The 15,295-nt window shown below is 63.5% G+C and carries 12 protein-coding genes and 2 tRNA genes; 6 read left to right on the top strand and 8 right to left on the bottom strand.

What is annotated here, in order from left to right; translation table 11 throughout:
* Positions 1-143: 143 nt before the first annotated feature.
* From sucD to GC127_RS14835, 4 genes are read right to left on the bottom strand one after another with little or no spacing between them, the layout of a single operon-like run.
* Complete coding sequence (gene sucD, locus GC127_RS14850; protein ID WP_198133574.1) at positions 144-1,025, bottom strand: succinate--CoA ligase subunit alpha; 882 nt, start codon at positions 1,023-1,025, stop codon at positions 144-146.
* Positions 1,025-2,215 (bottom strand): malate--CoA ligase subunit beta, encoded by a 1,191-nt coding sequence (locus GC127_RS14845; RefSeq protein WP_008280156.1) that lies wholly within the window; start codon positions 2,213-2,215, stop codon positions 1,025-1,027. The genes sucD and GC127_RS14845 overlap by 1 nt, the downstream gene beginning before the upstream one ends.
* A gap of 42 nt (positions 2,216-2,257) precedes the next feature.
* Positions 2,258-3,199, bottom strand: coding sequence for a CoA ester lyase (locus GC127_RS14840; protein ID WP_008280157.1), 942 nt, complete (start codon positions 3,197-3,199; stop codon positions 2,258-2,260).
* A gap of 12 nt (positions 3,200-3,211) precedes the next feature.
* Positions 3,212-4,420 (bottom strand): alanine--glyoxylate aminotransferase family protein, encoded by a 1,209-nt coding sequence (locus GC127_RS14835; protein ID WP_008280158.1) that lies wholly within the window; start codon positions 4,418-4,420, stop codon positions 3,212-3,214.
* Between the two features lie 227 nt (positions 4,421-4,647).
* Here GC127_RS14835 and GC127_RS14830 point away from each other — a divergent pair, with 227 nt between their 5' ends.
* Positions 4,648-5,289, top strand: coding sequence for a response regulator transcription factor (locus GC127_RS14830; RefSeq protein ID WP_008280159.1), 642 nt, complete (start codon positions 4,648-4,650; stop codon positions 5,287-5,289).
* Between the two features lie 233 nt (positions 5,290-5,522).
* On the opposite strand, the gene GC127_RS14825 is transcribed toward GC127_RS14830, so the two are convergent.
* Positions 5,523-7,001: an ABC transporter substrate-binding protein gene (locus GC127_RS14825; RefSeq protein WP_254700127.1), complete on the bottom strand. Its 1,479-nt coding sequence runs from the start codon at positions 6,999-7,001 to the stop codon at positions 5,523-5,525.
* Positions 7,002-7,205: 204 nt separating this feature from the next.
* On the opposite strand from GC127_RS14825, the gene GC127_RS14820 reads away from it, so the two are divergent.
* Positions 7,206-7,282: transfer RNA gene (locus GC127_RS14820), tRNA-Asp, on the top strand.
* Between the two features lie 141 nt (positions 7,283-7,423).
* Positions 7,424-7,500 (top strand) — tRNA-Asp (locus tag GC127_RS14815).
* Positions 7,501-7,537: 37 nt separating this feature from the next.
* On the opposite strand, the gene GC127_RS14810 is transcribed toward GC127_RS14815, so the two are convergent.
* From GC127_RS14810 to GC127_RS14800, 3 genes are read right to left on the bottom strand one after another with little or no spacing between them, the layout of a single operon-like run.
* Positions 7,538-8,596: an LLM class flavin-dependent oxidoreductase gene (locus GC127_RS14810; RefSeq protein WP_151978853.1), complete on the bottom strand. Its 1,059-nt coding sequence runs from the start codon at positions 8,594-8,596 to the stop codon at positions 7,538-7,540.
* A 15-nt stretch (positions 8,597-8,611) separates the two neighbouring features.
* The gene (locus tag GC127_RS14805; protein WP_151978852.1) at positions 8,612-10,084 is read right to left on the bottom strand and encodes an aldehyde dehydrogenase; all 1,473 of its coding nucleotides are present in this window, start codon (positions 10,082-10,084) and stop codon (positions 8,612-8,614) included.
* A gap of 10 nt (positions 10,085-10,094) precedes the next feature.
* The gene (locus GC127_RS14800; RefSeq protein WP_037297193.1) at positions 10,095-10,622 is read right to left on the bottom strand and encodes a flavin reductase family protein; all 528 of its coding nucleotides are present in this window, start codon (positions 10,620-10,622) and stop codon (positions 10,095-10,097) included.
* Positions 10,623-10,918: 296 nt separating this feature from the next.
* Here GC127_RS14800 and GC127_RS14795 point away from each other — a divergent pair, with 296 nt between their 5' ends.
* From GC127_RS14795 to recN, 3 genes are all read left to right on the top strand, one after another.
* The gene (locus GC127_RS14795) at positions 10,919-12,517 is read left to right on the top strand and encodes a phosphoenolpyruvate carboxykinase (RefSeq protein WP_037297196.1); all 1,599 of its coding nucleotides are present in this window, start codon (positions 10,919-10,921) and stop codon (positions 12,515-12,517) included.
* A gap of 151 nt (positions 12,518-12,668) precedes the next feature.
* On the top strand, positions 12,669-13,517 hold the full coding sequence (locus GC127_RS14790; RefSeq protein ID WP_037297199.1) for an outer membrane protein assembly factor BamD: 849 nt from the start codon (positions 12,669-12,671) through the stop codon (positions 13,515-13,517).
* Positions 13,518-13,554: 37 nt separating this feature from the next.
* Positions 13,555-15,204: a DNA repair protein RecN gene (recN, locus tag GC127_RS14785; RefSeq protein ID WP_151978851.1), complete on the top strand. Its 1,650-nt coding sequence runs from the start codon at positions 13,555-13,557 to the stop codon at positions 15,202-15,204.
* The last annotated feature ends 91 nt before the right edge of the window (positions 15,205-15,295 follow it).

The raw sequence follows: 15,295 nt of genomic DNA, 5'->3' as shown, positions 1-15,295 counted from the left end.
CCTGTAGCTGGAATTGTCGGCAGCCTAGGGGCGGGGTTTGGCGGGTGCAAGCCTGTAAGGTCTGTAAGGTTCTCAAGTCGATTTTGTAAGGTCCGGCAGGGTCGGGGCCGCCACAGGGAGAAGCGGCCCCAAGGTCGGGCGGGTCAGGCGACCATCCGCGCGACCACCTCGCCAAAGGAGGAGGGGGTCGGGACGATTGTGACACCCGCCTCGGAGAGGATCTCGACCTTTTCTTGCGCCGATTCGCCGAAGGCCGACACGATCGCCCCGGCATGGCCCATGCGCCGACCTTTGGGGGCGGACAGACCGGCGATATAGGCCGCGACCGGCTTGCTCATATGGTCGCGGATGTAAGCGGCGGCTTCGGCCTCTTGCGGGCCACCGATTTCGCCGACCATGACCACGGCATCGGTGCCCTCGTCATTCTCGAACAACTCCAGAATGTCGCGAAAGGAGGAGCCGTTGATCGGGTCGCCGCCGATGCCGACGGAGGTGGACACACCGATGCCACGCTCTTTCATCTGGCTGGCGGCCTCGTATCCCAAGGTGCCCGACCGCCCGATGATGCCCACCCGGCCCGGTTTGTAGATATGCGGCGGCATGAGGCCGGCAAAGGCCTGACCGGGGGTGATGATGCCCGCGCAGTTGGGGCCGATGAGGCGCATGCGTTTTTCCGCCTTGTAGCGGCGCATGTAGCGTTTGACCTTGATCATGTCGCTGGCGGGGATGCCATCGGCGATGCAGACGCAGGTGGTGATGCCTGCATCCGCCGCTTCCATGATGCTGTCGGCGGCAAAGGGGGGCGGGACGAAGCAGATCACGAGATCGGCGCCGGTTTCGGCGACGGCCCCTTTGACCGTGTTGAACACGGGCAGGCCGTTATGTTTGGTGCCGCCCTTGCCCGGTGTCACGCCGCCCACGACGTTGGTGCCGTGGTTGATCATGTCCTGCGTATGAAAGCTGCCGATGCGACCGGTGAGGCCGGTCACGAGCACGCGACTGTTCTTGTCGATGATAATGGCCATCATGCGGCTCCCTTGACGGTGTTTTTGGTGTCGGACCAGGCGCGGACCACCAGATCGGCGGCTTCGGCCAGGGTTTCGGCGGTCAGGATCGGCAGGCCGCTGTCGGCGATGAGGCGGCGACCCTCTTCGACATTGGTGCCCGAGAGGCGCACGACGAGGGGCAGGGTGAGGTTCAATTCGCGCACCGCGCGGATCACGCCCTCGGCGATCCAGTCGCAGCGGTTGATGCCTGCGAAGATATTGACCAATATCGCCTCGACGTTGCGGTCGTTGAGCACGGCGTTGAAGGACATCAGCACCCTATCGGGGCTGGCCCCGCCGCCCACGTCGAGAAAGTTGGCCGGTTCGCCGCCCGCCATCTTGATCATGTCGAGCGTCGCCATGGCGAGACCCGCGCCGTTGACGATACAGCCGATTTCGCCGGTCAGACCGATGTAGTTGAGGCCACGGTCAGAGGCGAAGGTTTCGCGCGAGTCCTCTTGGCTTTTGTCGCGGAGTTCCGAGATTTCGGGGCGGCGGAAAAGGGCGTTGTCATCAAAGCTGACCTTGGCGTCGAGCGCCATGATCTCGCCCGAGGTGGTGACGACGAGCGGGTTGATTTCCACCATATTGGCGTCGGTTTCCTCCATCATGCGGTAACAGCCGATGATGGTCTTGACCGCCTGCGGGATGAGGGCGGCATCAAGGCCCAGGGAAAAGGCAATCTCGCGGGCCTGAAACGCCTGCATGCCCACGGCTGGATCGACCACGGAGCGGATGATCGATTCGGGCTCTTGCGCGGAAATCTCTTCGATCTCCATGCCGCCTTGGCCTGAGGCCACGACGACAACGCGCTCTTCTTTACGGTCCATCACGAAGGCCAGATAGATTTCCTGCGCGATGCTGGTGGCCTCTTCGATATAGAGGCGGCTGACGAGTTTCCCTTGGGGGCCGGTCTGATGGGTGACGAGCATGCGCCCGAGCATCCATTGTGCGGCCTCGGAAATCTCGGTCTCGTTTTTGCAGATGCGCACGCCGCCTGCCTTGCCGCGCGCGCCGGAGTGGATCTGGGCCTTGACCACCCAACGGTCGCCGGACAATTCCGAGGCGCGGTAGACCGCCTGTTCGGGGCTATAGGCGATGCCGCCGCGCGGCACCTGCACGCCAAAGCGTTTCAAGAGTTCCTTGGCTTGGAATTCGTGGATATCCATTTGGTAGTCCTCCCTATCGTGGTTGGCCTTTTGGGTTGGCCCTCAGCCTTTGGCGGCGATGGCGTCGGCGACGCTGATGACGTTGTTGGCCATACGCTCGGATGCGGCGTCGATCATCTTGCCATCAAGGCTCGCGGCCCCTTTGCCTTGGGCCTCGGCCTTGCGCAGTTCTTCGATGATTCGGCGGGCGCGGGTGACTTCGGCCTCGGGGGGCGAGAAGACATCATTGGCGAGCGCGATCTGGCTGGGGTGGATGGCCCATTTCCCCTCGATCCCCAAGGTGGCGGCGCGTTTTGCGCTGAGCGTATAGCCGTCAGGGTCGGAGAAATCGCCAAACGGGCCGTCGATGGCGCGCAGGCCGTAAGCGCGGCAGGCGACGGTCATACGGCTGAGGGCAAAATGCCACTGGTCACCGGGATAATCGGGGTTGAGGCCGCCGATGACCACGGTGCGGGCGCGGTTGGAGGCGGCATAATCGGCCACGCCAAAATGCAGCGCCTCGAGCCGTCCGGGGGCCGAGGCGATCGCCTCGACATTGGCCATGCCGAGGGCGGTTTCAATCAGCGCCTCAAGGCCGATCTGATGGGTAAAGCCCATCGCCGTCTCGATCTGGCTGACCATGGTTTCGACGGTGTAGAGATCGGCGGGCACGCCCACCTTGGGGACAAGGATGGTATCAAGGTGCTGACCTGCCTGTTCCACAATCTCGACCACGTCGCGATACATGTAATGGGTATCAAGGCCGTTGATGCGGATCGAAATGGTCTTGCCCTTGGCTTTCCAGTCGATGTCGTTGAGGGCCTGAATGATATTGGCGCGGGCCTGCACCTTGTCCGGGGGGGCGACGGCATCCTCTAGGTCAAAGAAGATGTAGTCGACATCCGAGTCCGCCGCCTTGTCGATCATCGAGGGGCTGGAGCCGGGAACGGCGAGTTCCGAGCGTTGCAGGCGTTGCTTTTTCAGCGGGTGAAGCGTGTAGCTCATAAAGATGTCCGATCAGGCGGCGCGGGCGGGTGCGACGCGCACCTGCATTGTGGGGGTGGAGGCGCGGAAATGTTCCTGAGCGGCGGCGATGCCACAGCCCGGTTCGATCACAGCCCCGGCATCGCGCAGCGCCATTTCAGCCGCCGATATGGCACCGCAGAGCATCACCGGGTTGAGCGAGCCTAAGTGACCGATGCGAAAGGCGCGACCGGCCAGTTTGGCAAGGCCAGAGCCAAGTGAGGTCTGGTATTTGTGATAGGCGGTGGCGATCACGTCGCGGGCATCGACGCCCTCGGGGGCATAGATGGCCGACACGGTATCGGAGTGCCATTCCGGGCCATGCGCCACGAGGCGGCAGCCCTGCCATTCGGCAATTGCCGCACGCACGCCCGAAGCGAGGCGGTGGTGACGGTCCCAGACGCTTTCCATTCCTGCCGCCAGCAGCATATCGAGCGAGCAGCGCAATCCGCGCAGGAGTTGGGTGGCGGGAGTATAGGGGAAATAGCCGGTGTCGTTCAGCTTGATCATATCGGCAAAGCTGAAGTAGCAGCGGGGCATTTTTGCGTGCTCATGGGCGGCGAGCGCCTTGTCGCTGACGCCCAAGAGACCAAGACCGGCGGGCAGCATGAAGCCTTTTTGCGAGCCTGCGACGGCGAGGTCGACGCCCCAATCCTCCATCTCGAATTCAATCGAGCCGATGGAGCTGACGCCATCGACAAAGAGAAGTGCGGGGTGGTTGGCCGCATCCATTGCGGCGCGAATGGCGGCGATGTTGGAGGTGACGCCAGTGGCTGTCTCGTTATGGGTGGCAAAGACCGCCTTGATCTTGTGCTCTTTATCGGCGGTCAGTTTGGCGGCGTAATCCTCGACCGGCACGCCCTTGCCCCAATCCACCTCGCAGAGGTCCACGTCGAGGCCCAAACGCTCGGCCATATCAACCCAAAGCATTGAGAACTGGCCAAACCGTGACATGAGCACGCGGTCGCCGGTGTTGAGCGTGTTGGAAATCGCGGCCTCCCAAGCGCCGGTGCCGGAGGTCGGGTAGACAAAGACGCGGCCATGGGTCAGGCGGAACACCTTTTTCAGGTCCGAGAGCAGCGGAAGGATGAAATCGCCGAAATCCGGCGCGCGCATATCCTCCATCGGGATATTCATCGCGCGGCGCACCTCCTCGGGTACATTGGTGGGTCCGGGAATGAAAAGATGCGAATGGCCGTTCATGATTGTCCTCCTCTTGGCTTGGCCCTTTATGCGGGGCGGTGGCGCATGCCGTAATGCCCGCGCGCATGGAAAAACGCGGCCATGCGGGGGGCTGATTGCCCCGGCGGGTAGGGGTGCCCTACCCGATGGGGGCGCGGCGGTATGCCGTTGCATTCTGAAAAATCGTTTGATTTCAGGACGTTCCTTGGTCTTGTATAGCGGGGCCGGAGGAGGAGACTGTGCGAGATATGATTGACGCGACCGTTCAGGACGCTGCATTGGAGCTGCCCGAGGTGATCGTGGCGGACCGGCAGGCAATTGTCTGTCAGGGCCTGGGATCATTGGTGGCGCAGATCGCGGCGGTGCGGCTTGGCCCCTTTGCCACCGATCTGGCCAGCCTGCGCAAGGCGCTGGGGGAGCGGCCGGGGCGGGTGGTGCTGGTGCTGGGGGTTCGGTTGGCGGATGCGGATCTGGGCCGGGTGTTGGACATGTTGCGGCGGGATCATCCGCGCGTGATGGTGGTGGTGGTTGCCGAGGAGGCAGAGTTTGCCTTTATCCGCACGGCGGTGAAGGCGGGGGCGCATTCGGTTTGTATGATGGGGCAGGTTCTGAGCAGTCTGCCGCGGGTGTTGGGCCATCTGGTTGAAGGCCACAGCATCCTGCCCGCCGAGATTCTCAAACGGTTGATGGGCGAGCAGGGCGATAGCCTGACGCGGCGCGAGCATGAGATATTGGGGCTGTTGGTGGATGGGTTGACCAATTTCCAGATTTCAGCGCGGCTGGGCCTGTCGGAGAATACGGTCAAATATTACCTCAAGGCGATTTACCAGAAACTGGACGTGAATTCACGGGGCGGCGCCATCGCGAAATATGTGGCGGGGACGTATTGAGGGGGCTATCGCTGATGTTCACGCCGATGGCGTGCCGCGCGGTGCCCGTCCGCCGGGAGGGCGCTGAAACAGAAGTGGATGGCACTTTATGACTGCCGAATACTTCCGCGCCATCAAGAAACTGCGACGTCGCAAAAGCGCCCGCCCGAGGGGGCGGACGGGCGCTGCGCGGCGGCGCTACGCGCCTTGATTCCGCGCGGGTTAAGTGCTGCGGATGACCGAGAAAATCCCCCTCAATCCACCACCGTCACCAGATGCCAGCGCAGCGCATCGTTGGGCACCGGATCGAAATGGGTCACGCGGTTGGAGAGCACCACGAGTTGCGTGACGTGAAAGGGGATGATCGTGCCGGAATTCATCGCCAGATATTCCTGCGCCTCGATATAGAGCGCGCGGCGGCGTTTGAAATCAAGCTCGGCGCGGGCGGTTTCGAGCAGCTGGTCGAATTTGGAATTCTTATAGAAAGTCTCGTTCCATTTGGCGGTGGAGTGAAACGCCTCATTCAGCGCCTGATCGGCGGGGCGTTCGCCCCAAGAGGTGCTGAACGCGTCCTTTTTCATCCAGACATTTGACCAATAGCCATCGGCGGCGGCGTTGATCAGGTTGACGCGGATGCCCGCGCGCGCGGCCTGTTCCTGAAACGCGACACCGATCACCGGCCAGCTGGGATCAAGGGCGGAGACATGCACATCGACATCGACCCCATCGGGATAGCCTGCCTCGGCGAGCAAGTGGCGCGCACGCTCGGGGTTGGCGGGGCACTCCATCTCGGCGCGGTATTGGTCATTGGGGGCCACGGGCGTGTCGCAGGAAATCACCCCGCCGCCATCCAGCGCCAGTTGCAGCATCTCGTCGCGGTCGACGGTCAGGTGCAGCGCCTCGCGCACGCGGGGGTCATCAAAGGGTGGCACATCGGTGCGAAAGGCCAGACCCATCCAGTTGCCGGTTGGGATCTCTAGGAGTTGGTAGCGCAGCGATTTATCAAGCGCGCGGCGCATCATGGGGGCGATGCCGCGCTCCATGTCGAGCTGTCCGCCGAGGAACGCCTGAAGCCGGGCTTGGGCATCGGGCACGCCGATCACCTCGATTCGGGCGAGGGCGGGGGGGCCTTCCCAATAGTCCTCATTGGCGACCAGCGTGGTGATGCCGTCTGGGTCGAATTTCTCGACCTTGAATGGTCCGGTACCAATTCCGGAATGGTGAATGGTATCGCCCGAGCCTTCTGGGATGATCCGAAGGCGGGGGTCCATCAATTGCAGCGGCAGATCGGCAAAGGGCGCGTCAAGGCGCAGTTCCACGCTGAGCGGCCCGGTGGTGGCAATGTGGGTGATCATCTTGACGGCTGCGCGGGCGGGGCTGCCGAAATCGGGGTCAATCACCCGCTTGATCGAATAGACCACATCGCCCGCATCCAGCGCGCTGCCATCGTGAAAGCGCACACCGTCGCGAATCTGAAAGCTCCAGACGGTGCCATCTGAATTGGGGGTCCAAGAGGTGGCGAGATCGGGTGCGGGTTTGCCGCCGGGACCGGGGCGCACAAGGCGGCTCTGGATTTTCTCGATGATCTGGAGCACGCGGCCCTGCGAGGCGGGATCAAGGCTCGAATGGGCGCCGAAGCCCACGTTATGCGCATGGCGAAAGGTGCCGGTGGGGGCGGCGCCTGCCGGCGCGGCAAGCAGCAGGCACAGGATCGGCAATAGGATGGGCCGCATCGACATCTCCCCGGGCTATTGGGGCAGAGTGTGCCAAGGCGGCGCGGGGAAATCAAACTATTCGGGATGCTGCGGAGATCACGATTTGGGCGCGGGGGGATGGGCATAGGAAAGTTGAAATTTCCGCCAGCCAGCGCTTGACGGGCGCGCAGCCCCGTCATAGAAGCGCCACACGTCGGGGGTTCGCCCCTGATTGTGCTGCGGGCGGTTGTAGCTCAGTTGGTTAGAGTACCGGCCTGTCACGCCGGGGGTCGCGGGTTCGAGCCCCGTCAACCGCGCCACCGCAGCCCTCAAAGGCCCTCGCCCCGGCGGGGGTTTTTGCGTTTTTGGGGGCTGGGTCTGAGGGCCTATCTGCCAATGCTTTCGATTCACGATTTTGGGATTGACGGGCGCGCGGGGGGCGCTTATGCAGCCTCCCACGCGCGGTTGTAGCTCAGTTGGTTAGAGTACCGGCCTGTCACGCCGGGGGTCGCGGGTTCGAGCCCCGTCAACCGCGCCACTTTCCCCTTAATGCCTGACAGACCAGCCTTGGCGGATCACTCTGCTGCGGCGATGGTTTGCTCGGCGAACTGCGGCATCACCTTGTCGATGAAGAGTTGCAGCGAGCGTTTTTGGCGATCCATATCGAGGCCCATGGATGCGTAGTAGATGAAGGCATCGACGCCCAAAGCCTCGTATTGGCGCACTTTGTCGGCCACGGTCTCGGGGCTGCCGAAGGCCAGATTTTCCTCGAGCATGGCGGGATCGGTGCGGGCGTTGCCCTCGAGTTCCGCGAGGGGGACGGGATCGGGGAAGCCATTGACCACTTCGCCGCGTTTCATCATCAGGTTGCCGAATTGGCCCAACACGCGGCGCAGGGCTGCCAAGGCGGCTTGCCGGTCGTCCTCGGTTTCATAGACCGCCGTGTGGCGCATGAGCGCCCAGCGTCCGTCATAGCGCCCGCCGTTCCGGGCAATCGCGGCGTCGAGCCGGGCGCGGTAATTCTCGGCCTCGGAAAATGGCATCGTGAGCGGCCAGCTCATGATGTCGCAGCCATGTTCCACGGCATAGTCAAAGGTGATGGGGGCGCGGGCGGCAACCCAGATCGGCACCTCGGATTGCACCGGCTTGGGGCAAGAGGTGGCGGTGGGGAATTGCCAGTACTCGCCGTCATGGGCGTAATCGCCCGCCCAGAGGTTTTGCACCACGGGCAGCGATTCCTGCATGTAGCGCCAGCTGTCGGGTTGCGCGAGCCCAGGCATCATGCGGTCGAATTCGCGCTGATAGGCACCCGAGCCGATGCCGAATTCGAGCCGCCCGTCGCTGAGAAGATCCAGCATCGCGGCCTCGCCAGCCAGCCGGATGGGGTGCCAATAGGCGGCGTTGACCACGCCCACGCCCAAGCGGATGCGGCTGGTATGTTCGCCCCACCATGTCAGGATCTGAAACGGGTTCGGCGCGATGGTCATTTCCAGCGCGTGATGTTCGGCGGCCCAAGCGATTTCAAAGCCGCCTGCCTCGGCCATTTGGACCATTTCGAGGGTGTGGTCGCGCAGGGCCTTCATGTCGGCGCTGGGATCGAGCCGTTCGAGATTGATTGCGAGGTGGAATTTCATGCCGGTCTCCTGTGATCAGCGCATTTGAAAGGGGTTGGCCATGGGATCGTCGGACATATTCATCCAGACGGTTTTGGGCCGTGTGTAATCGTAAAGCGCCTGAAAGCCGCTTTCGCGGCCATAGCCGCTGGATTTGGTGCCGCCGAATTCGGCGATGGGGCTGATGGCGCGGTAGGTGTTGACCCAGACGATACCGGCGCGCACGGCGCGCGACATCCGCAGGGCGCGGGCGCTGTCGCGGGTAAAGATGCCTGCGGCAAGGCCATGCTCGGAGCCGTTGGCGAGGGTCAGCGCCTCGGCCTCGGTTTTGAAGCGCAGGACCGAGAGGACCGGGCCGAAAAGCTCGGTATCCACAATGCGCAGGTCGGGGGAGGGGCAATCGAGGATCGTGGGTTCAAAGAACATCTCGCCCGCCGCAGACCGTTTGCCGCCGCAGATCAGGCGCGCGCCTTGGGTCTGGGCATGGGCCACCTCGCGTTCGATGTGATCCAGTTGCGCGCGGGTGCAGAGGGGGCCCATCTGCGTGGCCTCGTCCATCGGATCGCCAATGCGGATGCGGCTGGCGATGGCGCTGAGGCGGGTGAGGAAATCGTCGGCGATATCGGCGTGAACAATCAGGCGCGAGCCTGCGACGCAGCTTTGGCCGGAGGCCCCGAAGATGCCCGCGACAGCGCCGTTCACGGCACTTTCGATATCGGCATCGTCAAAGACGACAAAGGGGGATTTGCCGCCCAATTCAAGGCTGACTTGTGCGAAATTCTGGGTGGAGTTCGTGAGCACATGGCGCGCGGCGTTCGGGCCGCCGGTAAAGCTGATCCTTGCCACAAGCGGATGCGAGGTGAGCACGCGACCGCAGGGATCGCCGTGGCCGGTGACGATATTTACGACGCCATCGGGGATGCCCGCCTGCGCAACGAGCCGCCCGAATTCGAGAATCACGGCGGGGGCGTGTTCCGAGGTTTTGAGCACGAGGGTGTTGCCTGCGGCCAAGGCCGGGCCGAGTTTGACTGCCGTGAGGAACAGCTGGGAGTTCCACGGTACGATGGCGGCCACCACGCCCAAAGGTTCGCGGTGGGTGAAGACGAACATATCCGGCTTGTCGATGGGGAGGGTTTCGCCGGTGATCTTATCGGCGGCCCCGGCGTAGAACTGCAGGAATTCGGCGATATACTTGGCCTGCCAGCGGGTTTCCTTGAACATCTTGCCGGAATCGCGGGTCTCAATCTCGCCCAAGGATTCGCTGTGTTCGGCCAGAAGATCGCCCAAGCGGCGCAGGCATTGGCCGCGTTGGGTGGGGGTCATGCGCGACCATGGGCCGTCATAGCAGGCGCGATGCGCGGCCTCGACCGCGCGGATCACGTCGGCCGCGGTCGCCTCGGGGGCGGTGGCCCAGATTTCACCGTTGGCGGGGTTGAAGCTCTCGAACCGTCCACCGTCCGAGGCATCGACCCATGCGCCGTCGATCAGCATTTGGTACTCAGTGGTCATTCTTTGCCTCTTATTCTGCGGCACAGCGGGCGGCATCCTTGGGCACGACCCGGTGATAGCCACCGTCGCGCCATGCCAGTGGCGCGGTGCCTGCGTCAAACACGCTGGTGACATAGCCTATCACGATGAGATGGCTGCCCGATGGCACGCTCTGCGCCATATCGCAGGCAAAGCCTGTGGCCCCTTCGATCAGGGGGGCGGTGCCCGGCGTGCCGTAACAGTCGATGCCGGAAAAGCGGTCTGTGATCCAGCCGTCATGCCGCCCGGCAAAGCGGTCGGCGATGTCAGTGCTGCCTTCGGGCAGGATATTGACGCAGAAGCGGCCATTGGCGGCCACTGCCTGTGCGATGCGGCTTTGGCCGTGCAGGCAGACAAGGACCGAGGGTGGATCGGCGGAAACCGAGGCAAAGGCGCTGACCGTGGCCCCGAACCGGCCCATCGGCCCATCGGTTGTCACCACCGTGACAGAGGCTGCGACCTGACGCATGGCGCTGACAAAGCTGGCTCTGTCCACGGGGGCGGGGCTGGGGTGTTGCATGGGCTGTCCTTGGGTCTGGCGGGTGGTTTTGAATGGCAGGTACAGGCTGACATGAAAGGTGAATTTTTGAAAACGAATTGTTTTGCTGTATATGTTCGAATAATCCGAATTGATGCTCTGTGCAGGGCGTTTGCACCTGCAGCATTGCGGATTCCTGCCAAGTGATTGCGCTAACTTGGAAAAACGGGCTTGTTTGCGGGTTGCGAATCCGTATGAGGCTGGACTAGCTGACAGGAATGCGCCGCCGCGGCGGTGTCGGACAGGGTAGGGCGCCCACGCCCAAAAGGGAGAAAGACATGACGGCAGGACGGGTCAATCCGCGCTTTCGGTTGGAAGATCAGGGAATTTTGGGGCTGGGCAAGGTTCATTACAACCTGATGGAGCCCGCCTTGGTTGCGGCTTCGGTGCAGCGCGGCGAGGGGGAATTGGGGCAGGGCGGCACGCTCTTGGTCAGCACGGGTGAATTCACCGGCCGGTCGCCCAAGGATAAGTTCACGGTGCGCACACCGACCACGGAAAACACGATCTGGTGGGATAACAATCTGGCGATGTCGCCAGAGCATTTTGATCAGTTGCACAAAGACATGCTGGCCTATCTGGCGGGGCGCGAAGTGTTTGTGCAGGATCTGGTGGCGGGTGCGGACTCTGAGCACAGCATCAATGTGCGGCTGGTCAATGAGCTGGCATGGCACAACCTGTTCATCCGCCACATGCTGCGCCGTCCCGAGCGTGAGGCGCTGGATCATTTCGTGGCCGATTACACGGTCATCAACTGCCCCGGTTTCAAGGCGGACGCCGCGCGGCACGGCTGCCGGTCGGAGACGGTGATCGCGGTCAATATCGACGCCAAGCTGATCCTCATCGGCAATACCGAATATGCCGGGGAAAACAAGAAATCCATCTTTGGCCTGATGAATTACCTTCTGCCCGAAAAGGGCGTGATGCCAATGCATTGCTCGGCCAACCATGCCAAGGATGATCCCGAGGATGCGGCGGTGTTCTTTGGTCTGTCGGGCACCGGCAAGACCACACTGTCGGCTGATCCCAACCGGACCCTGCTGGGCGATGACGAGCATGGCTGGTCGGACACAGGCACGTTCAATTTCGAGGGTGGCTGCTATGCCAAGACGATCCATCTGAGTGCGGAAGCCGAGCCGGAAATCTATGCCACCTGCTCGATGTTCGGCACGGTGATCGAGAACATGGTCTATGACGCAGAGACGCGCGAACTGGACTATGAGGATTCGAGCCTTACAGAGAATATGCGCTGCGCCTATCCGCTGAACTATATCCCCAATGCGTCGGCCACCGGGCTGGCGGGACATCCGCGCAATGTGGTGATGCTGACCTGTGATGCGTTCGGCGTGCTGCCCCCGATTGCGCGTCTGACGCCGGCGCAGGCGATGTATCACTTCCTGTCCGGGTTCACCGCCAAGATGGCCGGGACCGAGCGGGGCCTGACCGAGCCGCAGCCGGTGTTTTCCACCTGTTTCGGCGCGCCCTTCATGCCGCGTCGCCCAGAGGTGTACGGCAATCTGCTGCGCGCCAAGATCGAGAGCCAAGGCGCGTCGTGCTGGCTGGTCAATTCGGGTTGGACGGGCGGGGCCTATGGCACCGGATCGCGGATGCCGATCAAGGCGACCCGTGCGCTTTTGACCGCAGCCCTTGATGGGTCGCTCAACGGGGTCGAGTTCCGCAAGGATGCGAATTTCGGCTTTGACGTGCCTGTGGCCGTTCCCGGCGTGGCGGATGTGCTGCTTGATCCGCGCCGCACATGGCATGATCCGGCGGCCTATGACGCGCAAGCGGCCAAGCTGGTGCGCATGTTTGCGGATAATTTTGCGCAATATCTGCCGCATGTCGATGAAGACCTGCGCGCGGTGGCGCTGGGCTAGGAGGCCTTGGCCGCCCTTTGAACCCGCGCGTGCGGTGTGCGACGGGCGGTCAAAACATGCCAAAGGCGTTTTGCACCGCAAATTAATGTGCTAGGACCGGGGCGACGCGGGCGTTACGACCCGCGCATCGCAACTGAGAGTGAGATCGCGCATGAAAATCGGCACGTCCCGAGCCAGGCTATTGGGTGCCCTTGCTGTGGCCATGGTCATAGCGGGCTGTGGTGAGAGAGAAAGCGTCGAGCGCGGCAACGTCAATTATGAGAATTACACCGCGCAGCAAATTTTCGAGCGGGGTGAGTACGATCTGGCGCAGCGCGATCCCGATTTGGCAGCCAAAAGCTTTGCCGAGGTCGAGCGGCTTTATCCCTATTCGGATCTTGCGAAGCGGGCGGTGATAATGCAGGCCTTTGCCCATCATCAGGACAAGGCCTATGAGGAAAGCCGCGCCGCGGCCCAACGCTTTATCGACTTTTACCCGACCGATGAGGACGCGGCCTATGCGCAGTATCTTCTGGCGCTGAGCTATTATGATCAGATCGACGAGGTCGGACGCGATCAGGGGCTGACCTTTCAGGCGTTGCAATCGCTGCGCGAAGTGATCGAGCGCTACCCCGACAGCGAATATGCCAATTCCGCGATCCTGAAATTCGATCTGGCCTTTGACCATCTGGCCTCGAAGGAAATGGAGATCGGGCGCTATTATCTCAAGCGCGATAATTTCGCCGCTGCTGCCAACCGGTTCCGGGTTGTGGTTGAGGATTTCCAGACCACGACGCATACCGCCGAGGCGCTGCACCGGCTGGTGGAATCCTATCTGTCGCTGGGGCTGGTGAACGAGGCGCGCACGGCGGGGGCCATTCTGGGCCACAATTTCCAAGGCACCGATTGGTATGAGGACAGCTACAAGCTCTTGACCGGGCGGGGCTATACGCTGGAGGCGGCCGGAGATGGCTGGTTGCAGCAGATCTATCGGCAGACCGTTCAGGGTCGCTGGATCTAGAGGGGGCGGGGATGCCCCTGCCTGACGGGATGGCCTGATGCTGCGCGCGCTTGAGATTCGCGACATGCTGATCATTGACCGGCTGGACCTTGTGTTTCAGCCGGGTCTTAACGTGCTGACCGGCGAGACGGGGGCGGGCAAATCAATCCTTTTGGACAGCCTGGGCTTTGTGCTGGGCTGGCGCGGGCGGGCGGAATTGGTGCGCCGGGGGGCGGATCAGGGCGAGGTTGTGGCCGAGTTTGAACTGCGCCCCGATCATCCGGCGCGCGCGGTGCTGCGCGAGGCGGGATTGCCCGACGAAGACGTGCTGATCCTGCGCCGGGTCAACAGCGCGGATGGGCGCAAGACGGCCTGGGTCAATGATCGGCGGGTGTCGGGCGAGGTGCTGCGGCAGCTATCGGATGTGTTGGTAGAGTTGCACGGACAACAGGATGATCGCGGCCTGCTCGACCCCAAGGCGCATCGCGATTTGCTGGATGCTTATGGTGATCTGGGCGCGCGGCGCGAGGGCGTGCGGGCGGCGTGGCGCGATCTGGGCGCGCAGCGCAAGGCGCGCGCGGCGGCAGAGGCGGCGCAGGCGGCGTTGCGGGCCGAGGAAGAATTCCTGCGCCATGCGGTGGCGGAACTGGATGCGCTTGACCCACAGCCGGGCGAAGAGGTGGAGTTGGACGCGCGCCGTCGCATGATGCAGGGCGCGGAACGCATTCGCGAAGACATTGCCAAGGCCGCCGAGGCGCTGGGCCTTAACGGGGCCGAAGGGGCGGCGGGCGACGCGCTGCGCTGGCTTGAGGGGGCGGCAGAGCGGGCCGAGGGGCAGCTGGACGAGGCGATTGCCGCCATCGGCCGGGCGCTGGTGGAGCTGGACGAGGCCGGGCGCGGCGTGCTGCGCTGCCTTGAGGCGCTGGATTTCAACCCGGTGGAGTTGGAAGCGGTGGAAGAGCGGCTGTTTGCGATCCGGGGACTGGCGCGCAAACATGGGGTTCTGGCGGATGATCTGGCAGGCTTTGCCGAGGGGCTGCGTGGGCAATTGGCAGCGCTCGACCGGGGTGATGCGGATATGCGCGCGTTGGCGGCGGCGGTGGCCGAGGCCGAGCGCGTCTATGGCGCAGAGGCCGAAGCGCTGAGTGTGGCGCGGGCCGAGGCCGCCGCGCGGCTTGATCGGGCGGTGATGGCGGAACTGGCCCCGCTCAAGATGGAGCGGGCGGTGTTCACCACCGAGATTGGCCGGGCGGAGCCAGGAGCATCCGGGCAGGACGAGGTGGTGTTTCGGGTGGCCACCAACCCCGGTGCGCCCTCTGGTCCGCTGGCCAAGATCGCCTCGGGCGGGGAGCTGAGCCGGTTTCTGCTGGCGCTCAAGGTCTGCCTGACGGGCACGGATAGTGGTGTCACGATGATCTTTGACGAGATCGACCGGGGTGTGGGCGGGGCCACGGCGGATGCTGTGGGCCGCAGGCTGGCGCAATTGGCGGCGGGTGGTCAGGTGCTGGTGGTCACGCACTCGCCGCAGGTGGCTGCGCGCGGCGCGCATCACTGGCGGGTGGAAAAGCGGGTCGAGGGGGAGGAGACGCTCTCGACCGTGCGGGCGATGCGCGGGGGCGACCGCGTGGACGAGATCGCGCGGATGCTGTCGGGCGAGCGGATCACGCCCGAAGCCCGCGCCGCCGCCGAGGCGCTGATGGAGGGCTGAGGTTTGGGGGCGCTGCCCCCGCCGCCCGTGCCGGGCGTCCCCCCCGAGGTATTTTTTGGCCAGATGAAAGTGGGGGCACCCTGCGGCTGAA

The organism is Roseovarius sp. EC-HK134, from assembly GCF_902498815.1.
GTDB classification, from domain to species: domain Bacteria; phylum Pseudomonadota; class Alphaproteobacteria; order Rhodobacterales; family Rhodobacteraceae; genus Roseovarius; species Roseovarius mucosus_A.
This window is presented reverse-complemented; position numbering and strand designations above follow the sequence as displayed.